The organism is Pseudoalteromonas sp. NBT06-2 (genome assembly GCF_002276045.1).
GTDB lineage: Bacteria > Pseudomonadota > Gammaproteobacteria > Enterobacterales > Alteromonadaceae > Pseudoalteromonas.
Genome location: NZ_NQMR01000014.1, coordinates 14,322 through 33,508, shown reverse-complemented (window position 1 = coordinate 33,508; position 19,187 = coordinate 14,322). Strand labels below are relative to the sequence as shown.

General features: G+C 34.3%; 19 protein-coding genes. 7 read left to right on the top strand and 12 right to left on the bottom strand.

The window, feature by feature from the left end:
• The first annotated feature begins 35 nt into the window (after nucleotides 1–35).
• The 7 genes from CJF42_RS04330 to CJF42_RS04300 all read left to right on the top strand — a co-directional run bounded on the left by CJF42_RS04330 (nucleotide 36) and on the right by CJF42_RS04300 (nucleotide 7,544).
• A complete protein-coding gene (locus CJF42_RS04330; RefSeq protein ID WP_095365506.1) occupies nucleotides 36–1,541 on the top strand; it encodes a tetratricopeptide repeat protein in 1,506 nt (501 codons plus the stop codon).
• A gap of 199 nt (nucleotides 1,542–1,740) precedes the next feature.
• Nucleotides 1,741–4,530 carry a monovalent cation/H+ antiporter subunit A gene (locus CJF42_RS04325; RefSeq protein ID WP_095365505.1) on the top strand — a complete coding sequence of 930 codons (2,790 nt, stop codon included), beginning with the start codon at nucleotides 1,741–1,743 and terminating at the stop codon, nucleotides 4,528–4,530.
• Entirely contained in the window at nucleotides 4,530–4,886 is a 357-nt protein-coding gene (locus CJF42_RS04320) for a Na+/H+ antiporter subunit C (protein WP_095365504.1), read from the top strand. The genes CJF42_RS04325 and CJF42_RS04320 overlap by 1 nt, the downstream gene beginning before the upstream one ends.
• Nucleotides 4,886–6,403 (top strand): monovalent cation/H+ antiporter subunit D, encoded by a 1,518-nt coding sequence (locus tag CJF42_RS04315; RefSeq protein ID WP_095365503.1) that lies wholly within the window; start codon nucleotides 4,886–4,888, stop codon nucleotides 6,401–6,403. The genes CJF42_RS04320 and CJF42_RS04315 overlap by 1 nt, the downstream gene beginning before the upstream one ends.
• Nucleotides 6,403–6,939 (top strand): Na+/H+ antiporter subunit E, encoded by a 537-nt coding sequence (locus tag CJF42_RS04310; RefSeq protein WP_095365502.1) that lies wholly within the window; start codon nucleotides 6,403–6,405, stop codon nucleotides 6,937–6,939. The genes CJF42_RS04315 and CJF42_RS04310 overlap by 1 nt, the downstream gene beginning before the upstream one ends.
• A complete protein-coding gene (locus CJF42_RS04305) occupies nucleotides 6,933–7,202 on the top strand; it encodes a K+/H+ antiporter subunit F (RefSeq protein WP_095365501.1) in 270 nt (89 codons plus the stop codon). Before CJF42_RS04310 ends, CJF42_RS04305 begins: the two co-directional genes overlap by 7 nt.
• 9 nt (nucleotides 7,203–7,211) lie before the next feature.
• Nucleotides 7,212–7,544 carry a Na+/H+ antiporter subunit G gene (locus CJF42_RS04300; RefSeq protein WP_095365500.1) on the top strand — a complete coding sequence of 111 codons (333 nt, stop codon included), beginning with the start codon at nucleotides 7,212–7,214 and terminating at the stop codon, nucleotides 7,542–7,544.
• Nucleotides 7,545–7,752: 208 nt separating this feature from the next.
• Here the strand turns inward: CJF42_RS04300 and lipA are convergent, their stop codons facing one another.
• The 12 genes from lipA to CJF42_RS04240 form a co-directional block, all read right to left on the bottom strand.
• Nucleotides 7,753–8,739, bottom strand: coding sequence for a lipoyl synthase (gene lipA / locus CJF42_RS04295; protein ID WP_095365499.1), 987 nt, complete (start codon nucleotides 8,737–8,739; stop codon nucleotides 7,753–7,755).
• A complete protein-coding gene (gene lipB / locus CJF42_RS04290; protein WP_095365498.1) occupies nucleotides 8,736–9,401 on the bottom strand; it encodes a lipoyl(octanoyl) transferase LipB in 666 nt (221 codons plus the stop codon). Before lipB ends, lipA begins: the two co-directional genes overlap by 4 nt.
• A gap of 26 nt (nucleotides 9,402–9,427) precedes the next feature.
• Nucleotides 9,428–9,706, bottom strand: a complete 279-nt coding sequence (ybeD, locus tag CJF42_RS04285) for a DUF493 family protein YbeD (RefSeq protein ID WP_095365497.1) — start codon at nucleotides 9,704–9,706, stop codon at nucleotides 9,428–9,430.
• A gap of 619 nt (nucleotides 9,707–10,325) precedes the next feature.
• Complete coding sequence (locus CJF42_RS04280) at nucleotides 10,326–10,994, bottom strand: c-type cytochrome (RefSeq protein ID WP_095365496.1); 669 nt, start codon at nucleotides 10,992–10,994, stop codon at nucleotides 10,326–10,328.
• 7 nt (nucleotides 10,995–11,001) lie between these two features.
• Entirely contained in the window at nucleotides 11,002–11,322 is a 321-nt protein-coding gene (locus CJF42_RS04275; RefSeq protein ID WP_095365495.1) for a cupredoxin domain-containing protein, read from the bottom strand.
• 11 nt (nucleotides 11,323–11,333) lie between these two features.
• On the bottom strand, nucleotides 11,334–12,383 hold the full coding sequence (locus CJF42_RS04270; RefSeq protein WP_095365494.1) for a cytochrome-c peroxidase: 1,050 nt from the start codon (nucleotides 12,381–12,383) through the stop codon (nucleotides 11,334–11,336).
• 214 nt (nucleotides 12,384–12,597) lie between these two features.
• A complete protein-coding gene (locus CJF42_RS04265) occupies nucleotides 12,598–13,179 on the bottom strand; it encodes an ISAs1 family transposase (RefSeq protein WP_170940471.1) in 582 nt (193 codons plus the stop codon).
• 57 nt (nucleotides 13,180–13,236) lie between these two features.
• Nucleotides 13,237–13,440 carry a hypothetical protein gene (locus CJF42_RS04260; protein ID WP_095365492.1) on the bottom strand — a complete coding sequence of 68 codons (204 nt, stop codon included), beginning with the start codon at nucleotides 13,438–13,440 and terminating at the stop codon, nucleotides 13,237–13,239.
• A complete protein-coding gene (locus CJF42_RS04255; RefSeq protein ID WP_095365491.1) occupies nucleotides 13,440–13,688 on the bottom strand; it encodes a transposase family protein in 249 nt (82 codons plus the stop codon). The genes CJF42_RS04260 and CJF42_RS04255 overlap by 1 nt, the downstream gene beginning before the upstream one ends.
• A 184-nt stretch (nucleotides 13,689–13,872) precedes the next feature.
• On the bottom strand, nucleotides 13,873–15,732 hold the full coding sequence (locus tag CJF42_RS04250) for an Lnb N-terminal periplasmic domain-containing protein (protein ID WP_095365490.1): 1,860 nt from the start codon (nucleotides 15,730–15,732) through the stop codon (nucleotides 13,873–13,875).
• A gap of 72 nt (nucleotides 15,733–15,804) precedes the next feature.
• On the bottom strand, nucleotides 15,805–16,176 hold the full coding sequence (locus CJF42_RS04245; protein WP_286203466.1) for a DUF3015 family protein: 372 nt from the start codon (nucleotides 16,174–16,176) through the stop codon (nucleotides 15,805–15,807).
• A gap of 1,199 nt (nucleotides 16,177–17,375) precedes the next feature.
• Entirely contained in the window at nucleotides 17,376–18,908 is a 1,533-nt protein-coding gene (locus CJF42_RS04240; protein ID WP_095365489.1) for a SpoIIE family protein phosphatase, read from the bottom strand.
• Between the last annotated feature and the right edge of the window lie 279 nt (nucleotides 18,909–19,187).

Sequence of the window (19,187 nt, the reverse complement as noted above, 5' to 3'; positions counted from 1 at the left end):
TCGCGGTTTTTGTATTAAACTCTTCTAATTTATCTATGCAAACATTGCAAATTCACTATGCCGATGGTAATTATCAATTTGCTAAATTGATTCGAGAAAAGAGCCAATTACCAGACTCTGCCTATGAGGATATTGGTAGTCTAAGGTATTTATCTGCCCAAAATGATTTGAAGGCAATGGGATTATTAGCAAATAAATATGAAAAACGACAGCGCTATTTATTAGCCGAAAAGCTATATTTTAAGATATTAAACCAAGCTCAAACTATTGCTGATATAAAGTTAGCAAGGCAAAGTATTTTAGTGCTTTATGAAAAGCAGCATAAATGGTCAAAGATAAAAGGTTTTCTGGACCCTCAAGACTCACCTGAGTGGCATTACTTATCACAACTACATAATTCTCTGCCTTTATCTGTTGTGCCTCTAGGTGAACATTATGAAGATATTAATCATAATATATTAAAGATGGGCATTGATTTTGATATCAATGAAAAACAGTTAAATATAACAGCATGTAAAATAAATATTGTACCAATAGCGAGTAGTTATACCGGGCTTATGCAAGCCATTTCTGTTGTTAAAGATTTTAATACACATGTTTATTTATCAAGTTTACCTGTTTGCTTTAGTAAACCGCTGTATATCGAAAAGTCTAAGTTAAAATGTTTTACAGCAATAAATAAAACAATATCGTGTGATTTAACACATCTGGCAACCTCAAAAGATTGGCCTAAAGGCATTCGCCATCTGATGATTATTGCCGATAAAGGAAAAGCTAATGTAAATCAAGGGGTGATGTATTTAGCACAAAACAGTGATTTTACTGTTTTCCAACACGAATTTATGCACTTTTTTGGTTTTGAAGATGAATATAAATTGTCTCAATTTAAACAAAAAAAGCGCTGTAAATTAACAGCGTTAAATTTACAGCGTAGTCAGCTCACTTTAATGCAAAAAGGAGAGGTAAATTTACAAGGTTTTAATTCTGTTCCGAGTTGTAGTGGTACTAACGTCAACGCTTATAAAACAGTAAGTGAATTAACGCTAATGCAATATTTAGATAAAACTTTTCCTGTCAGCTATCAAAAAAAATTAAACTTAAATATCAAACATCATTTAGGCGACTTTCCTGTTTTCACTATGGCATTTTCTAAATATGCGCAAACTCATTATTGGTATCAATATGCTGCAAATCTTGGATTTAAAGGTGCATTGCTTCAATTAGCATTAATTTATGAAGCAAAAGGAGAGATACCTTTAGCTATCAATCATCTGAAAAAAGCAAATGACTGGCCACTTGCTCAATCTCACTTAGCACGTATTTTTTATGAAAAATCAGAATTTAAAAAAGCGAGAGCCTACTATCTAGATGCAAGTAATTCAGCATCGGACAGCTTTGCACAGTACTTTTATGGAAAAATGTTATTAAATGGTATTGGGGGGAAAGCTGACAAAAAAGTGGCTATGCGTTATTTAAAATTATCAGCAGCACAAAATAACCCCTTGGCAGTGCAGTATCTGAATAATAAAGAGTTACTTTAATCGATATAAATAAGGTTACCGGTGTTAAATATTACCAAGTGTTTTAAGTTAAGTTGGGCTTTGCTTTATCAATAAGTTATTTGTTAAGCTGTTTTTATATTATTTCGTCAGAATTCACCCTTAATAGCTATTCTGCTGAGGTGCATAAGTGATATGATTTCATGGATTTGAATTTAGATTCAGGAAATAAAATAAACAAATGGCTTTGCTATGGATCCCCATATTATCTTTATTAGCTAGTGTTATTGCATCAGTTACTGGAAATTTAAACAGAACAACAAGTGCTTGGTTAACTGCAACAATGCCTGCAATAGCGCTAGGTATTGCAATTTATTATACGCCAGTAGTCTTTGCTGGTAAGACTTTGCTGTATTCCCTTCAATGGATACCAGCAATGGGAATAAATTTATCATTTAGACTTGATGGTCTTGCTTTATTATTTGTATTTATGATCTTAGGCATCGGTCTACTCGTAATCTTATATGCCAGATATTACTTAAGTGCCAAAGATTCAATGGCTAAGTTTTATGCATTTTTAATGTTATTTATGACGGCAATGCTAGGTATTGTTTTATCGAGTAACATTATTCAGCTGTGGCTTTTCTGGGAGCTAACCAGTGTAAGTTCTTTTTTACTGATTAGTTTCTGGTGGCATCAATCCGCAGCAAGAAAAGGCGCAAGAATGGCGCTTGCAGTCACTGGTGCCGGTGGTTTAGCTTTATTGGCTGGATTGATTATACTTGGCGATATTGTGGGTAGCTATGACTTAGATGTTGTTTTGAAAAGTGGCGAATTAATTAAAAATCATACACTTTATCCTGTTACCTTAGTGCTGATTTTATTAGGTGCATTTACTAAGTCAGCTCAGTTTCCATTCCACTTTTGGTTGCCGCATGCCATGAGTGCTCCTACACCAGTAAGCGCGTATTTACATTCTGCAACTATGGTAAAAGCTGGGATATTTTTACTAGCGCGTTTTTATCCTGCTTTAGCTGGGACAGACCTTTGGTTCTTAATTGTTGGTTTAACGGGGTTAGCGACGTTATTATTTGGCGCTTATATTGCTTTATTTAAGCATGATCTTAAAGGTTTATTAGCGTATTCAACGATTAGTCATTTAGGTTTAATTACTTTGCTATTAGGACTAGATACGCAACTTGCAGCCGTAGCTGCAATATTTCATATAATTAACCACGCCATTTTTAAAGCCTCGCTATTTATGGCCGCAGGTATTATTGATCATGAAACTGGCTCTCGTGATATGCGTAAGTTAAATGGTTTATTTAAGTTTATGCCCTATACTGCAACACTCGCTATGGTCGCATCAGCTTCTATGGCTGGTGTGCCTTTATTGAATGGTTTTTTGTCTAAAGAAATGTTTTTTGCTGAAACTTTGCATCAACAAGTTTTAGGCTCAATGTCTTGGTTGATCCCTGTACTGGCTACATTAGCGGGTGTATTTGCAGTAGCGTATTCGGCACGATTTATTCATGATGTTTTCTTTAATGGAGAACGGATATGCTTAACCCCCCCTCCTCATGAGCCACCAAGGTATATGCGCGTTCCTGTTGAAATTTTAGTCGCCCTTTGTATTGTTGTAGGTATAATGCCTAATTTTGTAGTGGATGGTATTTTAACATCAGCATCAATTGCTGTCGTAGGTCACGCACTGCCTGAATATAGTTTAGCTATATGGCATGGATTCAACTTACCTTTATTGATGAGCTTTATCGCTGTTGTATTAGGTTTATTTGTATATACACAAAGAAAATACTTCTTCCAATTTCAAGCGTCTTTACCGAGTATTGATGCAAAAGCGTGGTTTGAATTTTGGGTTCAAAATTCAGTCAATTATAGTGCTAAATTGATAAATGTATTTGAAAACTCTTCACTGCAAAGATATATCTTTTTATTCTTGCTCTGCGTTCTTGTATTAGCTGGTTTACCTTTATTTGATATGGTCAAGCTTGCTGGAAGTGAAGCGTTAATGCCTATTTCGCCACAAAATGCCGTGGGTGCGGGCTTATTGATAGCGGGTGCCTTGGCAACCATAATTTGGCATAGAGTACGTATCATTGCATTATTAAGTATTTCTATTGTAGGTCTGATGGTGTCAGTTGCATTTACGCGCTTTTCAGCACCAGATTTAGCTTTAACTCAGTTAATTGTTGAAGTTGTAACGGTTATTTTATTAATGCTCGCTTTATTCTTTTTACCTCAAAAAACACCAAAAGAATCTAGCTCTCCACGAATTTTAAGAGATCTTGGAATGGCTTCAAGTATTGGTATCGTTGTGGGCAGCATTTGTTATGCCATGCTGACACGTCCATTATCATCAATATCTGACTTTTTTTTAGCTAATGCCAAAATAGGTGGTGGTGGTAGTAATGTAGTTAATGTGATTCTGGTTGATTTTAGGGGTTTTGATACTTTAGGTGAAATTACTGTTTTAGGTATTGCTGCATTAGGCATTTATAAACTTTTAACTAATTTACCCTTGTTTATGCCATCAAGTGATGGAGAAGGACGTCCATGGGCTAAAGAGCGTCATCCAATTTTACTTGCAAGTGTATCTCAAAGTTTATTGCCTTTAGCTTTATTGGTTTCAGTATATATTTTTTTAAGAGGTCATAACCTTCCTGGTGGCGGTTTTATTGCGGGATTGATCACTGCAACAGCATTTATTTTGCAGTATATAGCACATGGCTCTCAATGGGTTTCATCTCGATTTGATGCAAACTATAGAAAAATTATTGCTTCTGGCATTTTGATCGCTTTGTTGACCGGTGTTGGCAGTTTATTCTTTGACCGTCCATTTTTAACCAGTTGGTTTGAGTATTTTAAAGTTCCACTTGTAGGGAAAGTGGAACTGGCTAGTGCTATTGCCTTTGATTTAGGTGTTTATATTACTGTTGTTGGTGCTACTTTGATGATTTTAGCGAGCTTAGGAAAGCTCACCATAGGAACAGAACCTAAGGAAAGTAAGTAATGGAGATTTTATATGCGTCATGTGTTGGTATTTTAGTAACGTGCGGACTTTTTTTAATATTAAGAGCGCGTACTTTTCCAGTTGTTTTAGGTTTGACTATGATGTCTTACGCGGTAAATTTATTTTTATTTGCGTCAGGGCGACTTAACTCTAACCAAGCTGCGGTATTAGGGAAGTCAGCACAATATGCAGATCCTTTGCCTCAAGCTTTAGTATTAACTGCAATTGTAATTGGTTTTGCGATGACAGCATTTGTCGTTATTTTATCTATTCGTGGTAGAGCCGATTTAGGTAATGATCATGTAGATGGAATAATTCCGAATAAAAACAAAGTACTTCAAAGGGAGACTCGTTAATGGGCCACTTAGTGACCTTGCCTATATTATTACCTATGTTAGGGGCAATTTTATTATTGCTGCCGCCCTGCGGAAAAAACAAAAAAATTAGACGCGCCTTGTCTCAAGCATTTGCTTTATTCACGTTAATAGCTTCCATAGCACTGTTAATGAATAGTACTACAAATAATATTGAAGTTTATGCTCTTGGTAATTGGAGTGCACCATTTGGCATCGTGCTAGTAAGTGATATGCTGGCAACACTTTTGATTTCATTAACGTCATTTTTGGCTTTATGTTGTATTACTTACGCAAGTGCGGGTGATGATGAAAAAGGCCGTTTTTTTCATCCTTTGATGCAGTTTTTAGTCATGGGTGTTAATGGTGCTTTTTTAACTGGAGATTTATTTAATTTATTTGTATTTTTTGAAGTGTTATTAATCGCTTCATATTCTTTGCTAATACATGCTGGTGATAAGCATAAAACACGCTCAGCGCTACATTATGTTATTTTGAACTTAATAGGTTCAAGTGTATTTTTAATTGGCTTAGGTGTGTTATATGGTGTGTTGGGAACATTAAATATTGCTGATATGGCAGTGAAAGTATCTCTATTGACAGGTGATGATGTTGCTTTAGCTAAAATAGGCGGCTTATTACTATTAATTGTATTTGGCTTAAAAGCGGCTATTTTACCACTTCATTTATGGTTACCAAAAACGTATTCATCAGCTTTGCCTGTTGTCGCTGCTATGTTTGCTATTATGACTAAAGTGGGTGTTTATGCCATGTTTAGAGTTTATACAATCATTTTTGGTGAACAAGCCGGTGAATTAGCGTTTATGGCGCAACCATGGTTATGGCCTTTATCAATATTAACGATTGTGATCGGTACTCTGGGTGTATTAGCCAGCGAAGGCTTAAGAAAATTAACCGCTAATCTTGTTATTATTTCTGTCGGAACCTTAGTTGCTGCAGTGAGTATGCACTCTGTTATGGCAACTGCTGCTGCACTTTATTACATTATCCATTCAACTTTAATGATTGCAGTGCTATTTTTATTAGCTGATTTAATTTCAGTTCAAAGGGGTAAAGCATCAGATAGATTAGTTGAAGGTAAACCTGTGGCTCAACCTTATATTTTAGGTGGTGGTTTTTTAATTGCGGCTTTAGCTGTAATGGGCATGCCGCCAATGTCTGGTTTTATAGGAAAAATCTGGTTATTAAAAGCTTCTTCACAAATCACCGGTACGATTGTATTTTGGCCTGTGTATTTGATTGCCAGTTTTGTTGTACTAATTGCACTATCTCGTGCGGGTAGCTTTTTATTTTGGCGCCACTCAAATAATGAAGCAACGACAGAAGTGGCAGCACCATTAAAAACAAATGTGATCATAGCTTTATTGTTATGTTCACCTTTAATGGTTATTTTTTCAGGAAAAATCACTGATTTCACATTGGCCGCAGCTAAACAATTACATGATGTTAATAACCATGTAAATACTGTTTTAGCCATATCAAACCATGGAGTAAAATAATGAGGCTAGAAGCTAAGGTATCTTGGTTACCAACGCCATTTCGTAGTCTGTTATTATTTGTTGTTTGGTTACTATTAAATAATAGTGCTTCTGTAGGTCATTTAATTTTAGCAACGATATTAGCTATTTTTATCCCGTTACTAACATTTAGATTTAGAGAACCACAACCGCTTATTTTAAAACCAGGTTTGGCGCTAAAGCATTTTTTATTAGTACTTTATGATATTGTGATTGCAAACGTTCAAGTCTCAATTTTAATATTAGGGTCAACTAAGAAATTACGCCCTGCATTTGTTAAAGTGCCTTTGGATTTATCTCATGAAATGCCAATAACGATTTTGGCAAGTACAGTGTCATTAACGCCAGGTACTGTGAGCGCTGAAATATACCCAATATCTGAAAGTATTAATAATGATGTTCATGAACCGCAGAAGTATTTATTGATCCATGTATTGGATTTAGAAGATGAAGAAGCATTAATCAAAATGATTAAACAAAGATATGAAGCACCTTTAAAGGAAATTTTCCAATGTTAGATACCATAATTTTGATTGTATTTTCTATGATAGGTATCGCTTTAATATTAAATCTTTGGCGTTTGATTGTGGGACCTTCTGTGCCAGATAGGATCTTAGCTTTAGATACTATGTATATTAATACTATCGCTTTGATTATTTTATATGGTTTACAAATGGATACTTCACTATATTTTGAAGCCGCACTTTTGATTGCGATGCTAGGCTTTGTAAGCACTGTAGCAGTATGTAAATTCTTACTTCGTGGCGATATAATAGAATAAAGGTTAACTATGATTTTTGAATGGATAGTATCTATATTATTATTAGGAGGTGGTATTTTTATTTTAATCGGCTCTATCGGTCTAAATAAAATGCCAGATTTTTTTATGCGCTTACACGGTCCTACTAAGGCTACAACCTTAGGAATGGCTGGTATTTTGATTGCTGCTATGATTTATTTCAGCGTAACAACAGACACCATAAGCGTAAAAGAAATATTAATTTCAATCTTCTTATTGATCACGGCACCTATCACAGGCTATATGCTTATTAAAGCCGCGATACATCATAAATTAGATGCTAAAAAAGGTACGAAAGGCTTAGGTAAGATAGAAGAAGATTAGATTTTTTTGCAATATATTTTTTTGATAGCGGTCGATTGTTCGTGTCGCGGGTTGCTATGCCCATAATACTTGGAAATACAGTTTTCACAGCTTGGGTATATAGCTGTATTATTGATATATTTAAATTTTAGCAGTGATTTACTATTGAATGAGAGAAATATAAAAAGCTTGATAAAATTATCAAGCTTTTTTGTTTTTTAATATATGACTACTTTACTTCGTTACCTGCAGCTTGTTGGTCTGCATGATAACTAGAGCGTACAAATGGACCACTTGCGGCATGGCTGAAGCCAATTTCATCAGCGTACTCTTTTAACGCATCAAACTCTGCTGGCGGTACATAGCGTTTAACTGGTAAATGGTGTTTTGAAGGTTGTAAGTATTGGCCTACAGTTAACATATCAACGTTATGCTCACGTAAATCCCTTAAGACTTGCTCAATCTCTGAGATCTCTTCACCTAATCCAACCATTAATCCTGATTTAGTTTTAACATTAGGGTGTGCCTCTTTAAAGCGGCGTAATAACTCTAATGACCATTTATACCCTGCGCCTGGACGTGCTAGTTTATATAAGCGTGGCGCCGTTTCTAGATTGTGATTAAAAACATCTGGTGGTGTTTGAATTAAAATATCGAGAGCTCGGTCCATACGACCTTTAAAGTCAGGTACAAGAATTTCAATTGTAATGCCAGGGCAGTGTTTCCTGATTTGGGTAATACAATCAGCAAAATGTTGCGCGCCACCATCACGTAAGTCATCTCTATCCACTGATGTGATCACAACATATTTTAATTTCATATCTCGAATAGTTAATGCTAACTTTTCAGGCTCTTCCGCATCAGGTTTTAAAGGGCGACCATGACCTACATCACAAAATGGGCAACGACGTGTACATATTGCACCTAAAATCATAAATGTTGCCGTTCCATGATTAAAACACTCTGATAAATTTGGGCAAGAAGCTTCTTCACATACAGAGCTTAATCCACGGCTACGCATTGCTTTTTTAATACTATCAATGCGTTCACTTGATTTAGGTAAACGAATTTTTAACCACTCAGGTTTGCGCAACATTTCACTTTTTTCGGTTGCGATAACTTTAATTGGAATATGTGCCATCTTTTGGGCATCGCGAAGTTTAATTCCAGCTTGTACTTTTACTGGCTTATTTTGTGTCTTGTCTAAAAGAGTCATTCGTTATCAAACCCCTGTATTTTAATGCTTTTAAGGTCAGTATTATTTTTCTGCAATTTTTTAAGTAGAGAGCTAATTAAGCCATCTGAAGCTATTTCAAGGTCTTGTAGACATGATAAATCTTTACTTTGTATCATAGTCATACCAGCGTAACCACATGGGTTTATACGTGAAAAAGGAGTCAAATCCATGTTTATATTTAAAGCTAAACCATGAAAGGAACATCCCTTACGTACTCTTAATCCTAAAGACGCAATTTTACTGTCATCAACATAAACACCTGGCGCGTCAGGTTTGGCGTAAGCTTTAATACCGTATTCAACTAATGTTTCTACGATAGCTTCTTCAAGCCATGTAACAAGTTCACGTATACCTATTTTTAGCCTACGAAGGTTAAACATGACATATAAAACTTGTTGACCAGGTCCGTGATAGGTGACTTGACCGCCCCGATCAACTTTAATCACGGGAATATCACCAGGCATAAGCAAATGTTCTTCTTTACCTGCTTGACCTTGTGTGAAAACAGGCTCATGTTCAACTAACCATATTTCGTCAGGTGTATCATCTGTTCTGGTATCGGTAAAACTTTGCATAGCATGCAATACACTTTCATACCCACGACGATTTAACTGACGAATAATCACGCTATTTTGACTCAAGTTAAGACTCCATAAGTAACTAGTTATTATAGTACGTATCGTACGTCTTCTATATTGCCAAGCTCAGTGTAAATCTGTTCTATGTGCTCTTTGCTTGTTACTGTTGTAGCGATACTCACAGATTCATACGTGCCTTTACTGCTCGGTTTTGTTGTAGGAGAAAAATCACCTGGTGCATACATTTGTAATACAGCTATTATTTGATCTGTTAGGTTAGTGTTTGCCAAACCCATGATACGAAAAGTAAGTTGACAGGGAAATTCTAAAAGTTCATCAAATTTAGTATCTTTAACTGGTTTAACCACAATAATTTACCTTAATATGCTTTGTTCAATCGCATTGCAATTCCAATACTTGGGTATTTGTTCAACATAGTTAAGTCTTTGATGAGCAAACTATAAAAAGAATCGAATGTTAAAAAGATCGGCATTTTAACATTAATAAGGTGAAAACGCTTATTAATATTCTAAATTTAAAGATTAATAAAGCTATTGAAGTTAGAAGTATTATAGATGTGGTGATGATCTGGCTGATATCATTAAAAAGCCTTAATTAAATAATAATAACCGTTTAATTATTTTGATTTTGGTTTAAACAACGAATATTTGATTCATATTAAGAACAGTGATATTTGTTGTGGCTTATTCACTTTGATAGAATAGGCCATTGGTTTATTATAATACCATTAATTACAATAAATATATGATCAATTTAAATGACCTATATACAATAGCTGCGTTGCTTTCAATCCCAATAGCCAACTATTGCTCAATCAAGCGCCTTGCTATTGAAAATTTATGCTAAATTATATTAGATCCCTTAATTAATATAATTGGTATAACTACCAAACAGACATATGCTTTAGGAATTTTATATATAAAAAGTGAAGCAAATTATTCTATTTATTGATAAAAACTTTACAAGCTACTCTCTGAGTGTTTTCACATAATCTATCAGAGCTTGAATTTCACTGTCCGTTAAAAAGTCTCCCCAAGGCGGCATTTTGGATGAGCGCCCTACATTTTGGCCGCCATAACTAATAATAGCTTTCATACTTTCGGTTGGTAGCTGGCTTATAGTGAGGTTTGCTGGGGGAGGGGATTTTATTATTTTTGATAAGCGGCCGTCTCCTCTACCTTGTTTTCCGTGGCATAATATGCAACGAGTTTGAAAAATTAACTCACCTATTCTAACAGAACGCTTTATTTTATTTAAATATTGTTCTAATAAGTTAATTGCTGGCAGAGTATCTGTTCTTAAATATATAATAAAATCAGCTAAATCTGCAATTTCACGTTTTGATAGTTCGTCTTTCCATGGTGGCATGTATGCATCAACATCTTTGTATAAAAAACCCTGACTAATCACTTTAATTAAATTTTCTCTATCTTTGCTTTTGATATTCTCAAATAGATTCGTAGAGGGGTAATCTTTAATTTTCATTGGCAGATAACCATCGCCCATCCCTTTATTTCCATGACATAATACGCAACTATAAGAATATATTTTAGCGCCATTATCAAATTCACCACCAAACGTTGATAATGATAATGTGCATATATATATAACTATTAGTATATTGGTTGTTTTCATAACTAATTTACTCTTTAACTTCTATGGTTAAGAACATTTCAGAATGGATAGCACACTCTACTTCTACCTTACCGGCTTCATTAAATACAACCGCCTTTGACTCTCCTTTTGGATATGAACCCAAGTCAAAAAACTGAGTATCAGATAAGCTAAAAACATTATGAAAAAAAGGATCTTCATTTAAAAAGTGAATTGTGTCTCCCTTTTTTATTGAAATATTTTCTTTTGAAAATGCCTTATTCTTTTGGCCAATAGTAAATTCATCTGCAACAACATTTATTGAAAGTAATACTGCTAATAAAGTGATCTTATTTATAAGTAATTTCATATGCCACCCTTTTATTTTTGCGGTAAAATAGGAAGTGTTATGGGTTTAATCGGGCTGGACAAAACATTAAGAAATGCAGCAATGTGTTTCTTTTCGAGGTCATTCAAATTACTCTTTTTCATATTTGGAGAAAGGTTTGTTTTATTTTCACCCCCTAATACATAATGCTCAATAACATCTTCTAGTGTACCTGCTGAACCATCATGAAAATATGGTGATGACCGATTAATATCTCTTAATGTTGGGGTTTTAAAAGCGCCCTTCATCAGTTTTAGAGGCTTTTGTGCGTAACGCCCCATATCTGGTTTATCAATACCAAAAGATGCCAAACCTATATTATGAAAACCATTATCTGTAAAGTTTGGCGCACTATGGCAAACTTCACAGTTACCCTTTTTCGGGTCGGAAAATAATTTAAAACCTTCAATTTGCTCACTTGATAATGCCTTTTCATCACCTTTTATCCATGCATCAAATGGAGATGTGTTACTAATAACTGTACGCTCGTAACTCGCGATTGCTTTTGCTATGGTTTTTTTATTAATACCTTCTCCTGGGTAAGCTGATTCAAAGGCATCAACATAGTCTTGTAATTGATTTAACAACAACATCATCTTGTCGAAATCAGTATTCATTTCTGCTTCTGACTCCATTGGTCCTATGGCTTGATCTTCTAGCGATTTCTTTCGTCCATCCCACATTTGTAAAGGATTAAATGCAGTATTAATAATGGACGGTGATGCCCGTCCAAGAACCTTACTTTTTGAACCCTTAGTGGTTGCTAAGGCATCAGACCAACCAAGCAAAGCGTTGTGACAGGATGAGCAAGACATATTGCCATCACCACTTATGCGAGGGTCAAAAAATAGCATTTTTCCCAATGCTACTCTGGAAGATGTAGGTTTATTACCTTCTGGGTATGGAACTTCTGTTGGTAAAATCCATTCCTTTAAACTTTCGTGGCCAGCTTCAAAAGTAATGTCTTTAAATTCTAGGGCCTGTAACGAAAGACTCATAGCCCCTAATGTAAAAAATAGCGTATAGTACTTTTTAATTTTCATGAGCATTCCTATTTATGTTTAACTTTGTTGTTAAACATAGTTATTAAAAGTACATACAATCTCCTAATTTTTGCTCTTTTTATAAAGGGATATTAAAATAACTAATGTTTAAATTAACTCGATCTAAGCCTAGTATATTTTATTTATTATGGCAAAATCCATTCATAACTTTATTGCTAAATTTAACCTCGTTGACAGGGTGGGATTATACTTTTTAACCGAATAATATTTCCGCTCTGAATTTGTCATCCCAAGCGGCGCGCTGTCTCTTACCTGCGATACTGTCTTTTGATGGGTGAGCTTTTATTATATTTAGCAACATTCGTTTAAATAAAGCCATGTTTTTGGCTCCATCTTCTGCGTAAATTAAGCTTTCATCCTCCTTAAAAGTAACATCTAACACCCAGTGGTGGCTTTCTATTAACCAGTGATTTCTTATAACCTGAGATAAACGCTCTAGGTCACCTTCCAAAGAGCTGATGTAATAACTGGTTTCAGTACTCTCTTTATCTTGCTGGTGATGAGTTCGGCTCACTTCTACCAAGCTTTTTATGTCAGTCCATGCATCAATTCCGTCAAGCCAGTCGCTGACGGGCAGCAGGCTATATTTTCTTTCGATTATTCTGCCATGCTCCCCATCAATATCAGACTGCTCTGCCAGCTTTTCTGGGTTATCACGTCTAACTTTATGGAAGTAGGCTGCGATCTCAGCTTTCAAATTTTTATGATTATCTTTAACTTGCAGAGCATAATCGGCTTCCTTTGCTCTTATTTTTTTGTCATTTCTTTTTGACAATGCATGCATCTGCTGAGATTACGGTGCCTTTGACGGGGATAACATCTAGCATTGAAGTCAGTGTTTTGATTTCATTTTTTTGCCCTGACTTTCACATTGATAAAGGGTTAAGCCACTCTCTATCACCATAGCATTCATCAGATGTAAAGCTTCTACATGGTTGTGGTGTCCTGAGCCTCTGACCGTTTTTCCATCAAAGGCTATATGCTCGTTGCCTGTAATTTTACGTTGGCTATTTATCCAACCACCAAAGCAAGTCATTAAGGTGCAGCACTTATGCCCCTTATTATACGCCCTATGCTGTGCCTGATTGGGATGCCGTTTTCAAACTTTCTAAATTGGCGCAAGCAATCTAATTTAGCATCACCGAATAACTTAATGGCTTTCCAGCCTTCTGCGCCACTGAGTGCTGCTACCATTGTTAAAAATATTATGTCCACTAAATCATAGCTTTTATTGATATCCTTACGGTTATCTTCAATTTCTTCCAGATGAACAATAAAACTCATAACTTCTCTTTTAGCTGCTGAAAAACAAAAGAGATTTGATCAAATTTTTCATTGAGAAGCCAGTGTTTATTTAGACTAAAAGGTGATCGATAAACTATTGATTATAAATTAAAGTATGATCCTGCCCTGTTAAAGTCGATAAATTTGATGATGAATTTTAGCTTTAAATTTAAACTAGTGGGGTTTAAAAATCCCAAAAATAATTAAGATTAATACCGATTAAGTTTGATTGCTGTTTTTCATAATTGAGTCGTAATTCCCAATCAGGTGCAAAATGGTAATTTAACTCAAAGTTAAGCTTAGTGTTACTGAGTTCAGCTAAATTGTGATTATCTCTATATGAAAATTCGAGTTTAGATTTGAGTTTTTTATTGAGTGTTGTAATAAAACCAAACTGGGCCGAAAGAGAAATCTTATCTTGGTAGCCAACAAAAGCTTTCGCTCCTAACAAGGAATAGATTAACGTACTTTCATTAACAAGATAGGATTTACCTAAGTGACCTTGAGCAAAATATACACCGCAATTAAGGCACTCATTATTAATTTGCTCGAAACCTACAGTAACAGCCCAAGCATCAGAGAAAGTATCTTGCCAAAGTTTAGGAACTGTATATAAAGAAGCAATATCTATCACATCCAGTTTTTTAATTTTCAATGCGTGATCGCTAATGGCTAACTTAAGGTCAAGCATTTCTACATTAGTGAATTTATTTTTAGAACCAAAAGATAAATGGTCAAAGTAATTCATTCTAAAGCCAATTGTTCCATAAGAATGAGTATCACTATTTGATACGCCAACTGAAAATTTAGAGGGGGGCATGCCTAAATGCCCAGCTAAGTTTTGTTTATTATTTTTAAAATTTAATGATTTACCTAAAGGCAAAATAAACCTTTGTTTCAGTAGTTTTTGTTTGAAATTGAGTAAGGTTTGATTGTCCTTATCTTTGACTTGCATAACACCCAGATATTGTAATAACACTTCAATGATAATTTGTTTATCTTTGATGATAAGGTTTTGATAGTCATCATTTGAAAAATCAAAATTGTTTTCAACTAAGATTTGCGCAACATGTTTTTGAGACTGTGTAAGTTGTTTAAAAAAGTTATGTAAAATTGATTCGTTCGAAGGTATATATTTAATATCAGTTACTAATAGGCTTTGCTGATAGTTGTGATTTGTTAATTGTTTTGCCACTGAACTTGGCATAACCCAGAGACTGTTATCTGAAATCAGTTGTTCATCTAAAACCAGCTCTAATAATTTTGCAATATGAAAAGCACAATTTTCATCAATAAAATAATAATCAAATTTAACTCCTAGTAATTCCCAAATATGATTGGAAATTAAGTCAACATCAAATTGAGATAAATTGAGTTTATATTCCCATAAGTCTCTTAACTCGATATCTGAGTAATTATGATGATGGCGATAAAATTGTTTATCTGAAAAGCCTGCATCATAGCCACCAAAAATACCTTTTAAAACATACACTATTGGGTTTTCTGAATTAGGCACTATGGCGCCATAATTAATACTTGAATCGAGTAAGTTACTGTTACTATTTGCACTATTGAGTTTTAAAAATAGATGACCATACATTGAAGCTGGATTACTCATGTACCCTGATGCAAATACTAAGCTTAAGGAATTTATATTTAGTTGTTTTCGCCACTTTTGGTACTTATCACAACTGATGTCCTTGAATGTACCATGTTGTGCTATATCAATATGCTTTTTGATTAACTGGTATCTGGCTGGGAATTGACATTGTGCATGTTGATCATTGGACTGGTTTTTAGTTACTGGCTGCTTGAAAGCTTTAATAGTGGCTTTTAATTCAGAAAGTGTGTTTCTATTATTTGTGCCACTTAGCCAAAAATGGGGGCTGGTTATAAAACTATGGTTATCTGATTTTATATGTAGTAATTTTTGCCATTGTTTATTGTTTGAAAATTCTTCTAATGTTTGGTGTTCTGCTTTTGCATAAGGTGTTAACAATAAAAGTGTGATAAAAAATAGGTAAGCAGGTAATTGAATTTTCACTGTGAAACTCTGAGGTTTGAGCTAAAAAGAAAGGACCTAAAAAGGTCCTTCAGATATTACTTATGACTAAATTTATGCGTTAGTTGCACAAGATTTAGCAAAATCAGATGTTACGTTTCTTTCTAAAACATTATATAAAGCTTCTGGGTTATTCGCTGATTCAGCTGCATAATCTTCACGGATTGCTTTTACAATCTCACCGTGAGTATTTGCTTCACAACCTCTAAGATCTAGCATAGCTGTAATGTATTCGCCTTCACCAACAGCAAGCTCTTGCTCTATTGTAGGCATAGTTGCTTTAATAAACATTGCTGTTCTTGCTTTTTCGCCTTCACACGTTTCTTGTGAAGAGATATTTGACGACACGGCAGTCGTACCTAAATCCCAAATGACATTTGAGATAGCGGCAGCTGCAGTATTATCATTAAAAATCATTGCGCCGATACCACAATCAGTCCATGGATTAAGCTATTTTTTTTCTGCAGCAGCAGGTAAAGAAACTAGCGTAGTTAATGCGCCTAATAATAAAGATGAGATTATTGTTTTTTTCATTTTGGTACTTCCTTGAAAATACTACTTTGTTTGTAAAAAAGTGAATATAAACAGTTAATAAATAGATTACCAGTTAAAAAATGTAAAAAATCATTCCCTAACAGCTTGGATTAGTATTACTTATTGATATTTAATAAGTAGACTCATTTTGCCAACTAAAACAAAACTTAATAAACCTTTGCAACAAAAGAGGTATATATACCCAAACCACTTCAAGATGCAGGATTCAGTTGGAATTAGAAATGCTTTAGGCAAGGCATTGATTGAAGAACATGGTTATTCCCTTTTCAAAATCAATAACGCTGCATAAAGTATTTATAAATCAACCTTACAGGGACTGCTGAGGAAATCATGATCTAGGCGCATCTTTGTATTAATGGTTGCTCCCTTAAAATAAGATGGACCGGCAATATGCTCCTGTTAGTTTTACACCAGCGATGAGCAAGGTCGTATTAAAATCCATGCGATTGAAGATCAGAAAATTACGTGTGCGTATGGCAACAGAGCTTAGTATTGCTTAGTTAGCGAAATGACTCAATCCAATGGTGCATGGGTGGATAGATTATTATGGTAGATATTGCCGCTTAGCATTATATGGCAGTGCCGTGATGTAAATAAAGCCCTGATAAGATGGGCTAGGCGTAAGTTTAAGCCTCTTCGACGCCATAAGACAAACCGATGAAATTCGTGGAAGGAATTTCAAAGCAGAATCCCCATTTATTTCCTCATTGGCGAGCAGGAATGATAGGTGCGTTTGCCTAATAGGAGCGGTATGAATTGATAGTTTCACGTACCGTTCTGCGAGAGGCAGCAGGGGAGGTTCCTGCAGTCTACTCATCATAGCCAGCATCGGGTATTAGTGACATTCAAAGAATATGAGTGTCAAATCTATGCTGGTGATGGAGCAATAAATCTAGCATTTATAGTAGTAAGCTATTGAAATAAATAATACCAGTTTAAAGAGAGTGTAGCAGGAAAAATGCAACGAGCATGTTGGGATGCTAAATTTAGGGCTGAAACCTTGCTTAGTTAAAAAGCGAGCAAAGCGTGATCCGGCCCAGACCTCGTTGGTTAAATAACTTGAAATATTTCTATAATTTAAGCGCTAACAAAGTAATATCATCAGTTTGCTCTTCACTGCCTTTGTAAGCATTAAACTCATTAATAAAGATTTCTTTCTGTTGTTTTAGTGGTTTATAATAATTGTTTATTATGGTGTTTTTGAATCTTTTTTTGCCCAAAGGAAACAATTTCCCTCCTCCATTTTGATCTAAATATCCATCCGTTGTTATATAGAAAATCATGCCTTTTTCTGCTTTTATCGTGTATTCATTAAATTGATAACTACTATCAGAACCTTTATAACCAATAGATTGTTTGTCGCCTTTTATTATATTAAGCTCACCCTCTTTGACATAAAATAGAGGTGTATTACCGCCAGCATACTTAATTATTTTTTCACTTTTGTTGTAATATAATATTGCACCGTCAAAACCTACATTAGAAAGTACTGTTGAGTCTTTTTCTTGTTTTAATATTTTTTTTAGTTCTTTATTAAAAACTGAAAAAATATTTGATATGTTATATTGGCTAGATTCTAATATAATGCTTGTTATAATTTGTCGTTCAATCGCTTTAACAAGCATAGTAACAAATGCTCCCGGAACACCATGACCGGTACAGTCAATAACCATAATTAAACATTCATAATCATTATTCAAATTATCAACAACAAAAATATCACCACCGACAATATCTCTGGGTTGCCAAAATACGAAACTATCTTCAAAGAAAGAATTGTAATCACTCTTAACAGGAACAATCGAACACTGTATTAATGATGCGTACGTAATTGAAGCTTTAGTATTTTTGTTAATTAATTCTATTTTATCGTTTGACGACTCAAGCTGTTTGGTCCGTTGTTTCACTTTTAATTCTAAATTCTGATTTAATTTTTTTAACTCATCTTTTGCTAATCTTAATCGGTTATTAATAATAAACAAAAACACAATCCCTAATAGAATGATCAATCCTAAGGTCTCTAAAGTTTGTAGTGTTTGTTTTTCAAATTTTTCCAATAAATTGCTTATTCTTAATTTATCTTCATCAATTAATAAACCGAGATTATGAGCAATATCTTCAACTTCTGGAGTGATTTTATTTATAATGTCAAATGCCATATTATCTTTATTACTTTTACCATACTTTATGATTTTCATTCTCTGAGGTTTTATTTTAATTAAATTATCTGTTAACTTTTGAACAGTTATATCTTCTGAGAGTTGTTCTTTTAAATTTTGAATTGCTTCATCTAGTAAAGAGTTCGCTTTAATTGAGGCAATAGTGCTTACTCTAATCGTCTTAGGTTTGCTTGCTGCAATGAGCTTAATCAGAGATGCTTCTAATTGATTTACCGATTTATATGCCGTAAAGATAACTTCTGATTGTTTCTGCGATTGCTTGAATCTAAGTTGTGCTGATTTATTTAATTTTATAAGTGAAATGGCCGTTGCTGTTCCAAGAATAATGCAGATTATCAGGAAGAAGATACACACAATGAAAATAACTTTGGCTAAAGTAAAGTGACATCTTAATCTATCAAATAGAAGATATATATATTTCATATTAAGTAATTTTAAATTGAAAAAAATAAAATTTCAATTAACCTTATAGAGGAATGATATAACAAGAATAGTAAGGGATGAAAATTTTAGCCAGAAATGAAACAAGGCAAGTTGTGTTTTACAGATATATCTAATTTCAACTTAAGATATTGAAATAGGTTGTTTTTTAGATTTTTATATTATCATCTATCTATTTATCATAGTGTGTCTATTGAATATATTTTTTCTATCGGTTTTTATATGAACTTTGCTTTTTCAAAAGTTGCTTTAGTAAACACT

Excerpts from the sequence above, each read along its gene's own strand:
- CJF42_RS04330 (WP_095365506.1), top strand. The coding sequence starts at position 36 with ATGCAAACATTGCAAATTCACTATGCCGATGGTAATTATCAATTTGCT.
- CJF42_RS04325 (WP_095365505.1), top strand. The coding sequence starts at position 1,741 with ATGGCTTTGCTATGGATCCCCATATTATCTTTATTAGCTAGTGTTATT.
- CJF42_RS04320 (WP_095365504.1), top strand. The coding sequence starts at position 4,530 with ATGGAGATTTTATATGCGTCATGTGTTGGTATTTTAGTAACGTGCGGA.
- CJF42_RS04315 (WP_095365503.1), top strand. The coding sequence starts at position 4,886 with ATGGGCCACTTAGTGACCTTGCCTATATTATTACCTATGTTAGGGGCA.
- CJF42_RS04310 (WP_095365502.1), top strand. The coding sequence starts at position 6,403 with ATGAGGCTAGAAGCTAAGGTATCTTGGTTACCAACGCCATTTCGTAGT.
- CJF42_RS04305 (WP_095365501.1), top strand. The coding sequence starts at position 6,933 with ATGTTAGATACCATAATTTTGATTGTATTTTCTATGATAGGTATCGCT.
- CJF42_RS04300 (WP_095365500.1), top strand. The coding sequence starts at position 7,212 with ATGATTTTTGAATGGATAGTATCTATATTATTATTAGGAGGTGGTATT.
- lipA (WP_095365499.1), bottom strand. The coding sequence starts at position 8,739 with ATGACTCTTTTAGACAAGACACAAAATAAGCCAGTAAAAGTACAAGCT.
- CJF42_RS04280 (WP_095365496.1), bottom strand. The coding sequence starts at position 10,994 with ATGAAAACAACCAATATACTAATAGTTATATATATATGCACATTATCA.
- CJF42_RS04275 (WP_095365495.1), bottom strand. The coding sequence starts at position 11,322 with ATGAAATTACTTATAAATAAGATCACTTTATTAGCAGTATTACTTTCA.
- CJF42_RS04270 (WP_095365494.1), bottom strand. The coding sequence starts at position 12,383 with ATGAAAATTAAAAAGTACTATACGCTATTTTTTACATTAGGGGCTATG.
- CJF42_RS04260 (WP_095365492.1), bottom strand. The coding sequence starts at position 13,440 with ATGACTTGCTTTGGTGGTTGGATAAATAGCCAACGTAAAATTACAGGC.
- CJF42_RS04255 (WP_095365491.1), bottom strand. The coding sequence starts at position 13,688 with ATGAGTTTTATTGTTCATCTGGAAGAAATTGAAGATAACCGTAAGGAT.
- CJF42_RS04240 (WP_095365489.1), bottom strand. The coding sequence starts at position 18,908 with ATGAAATATATATATCTTCTATTTGATAGATTAAGATGTCACTTTACT.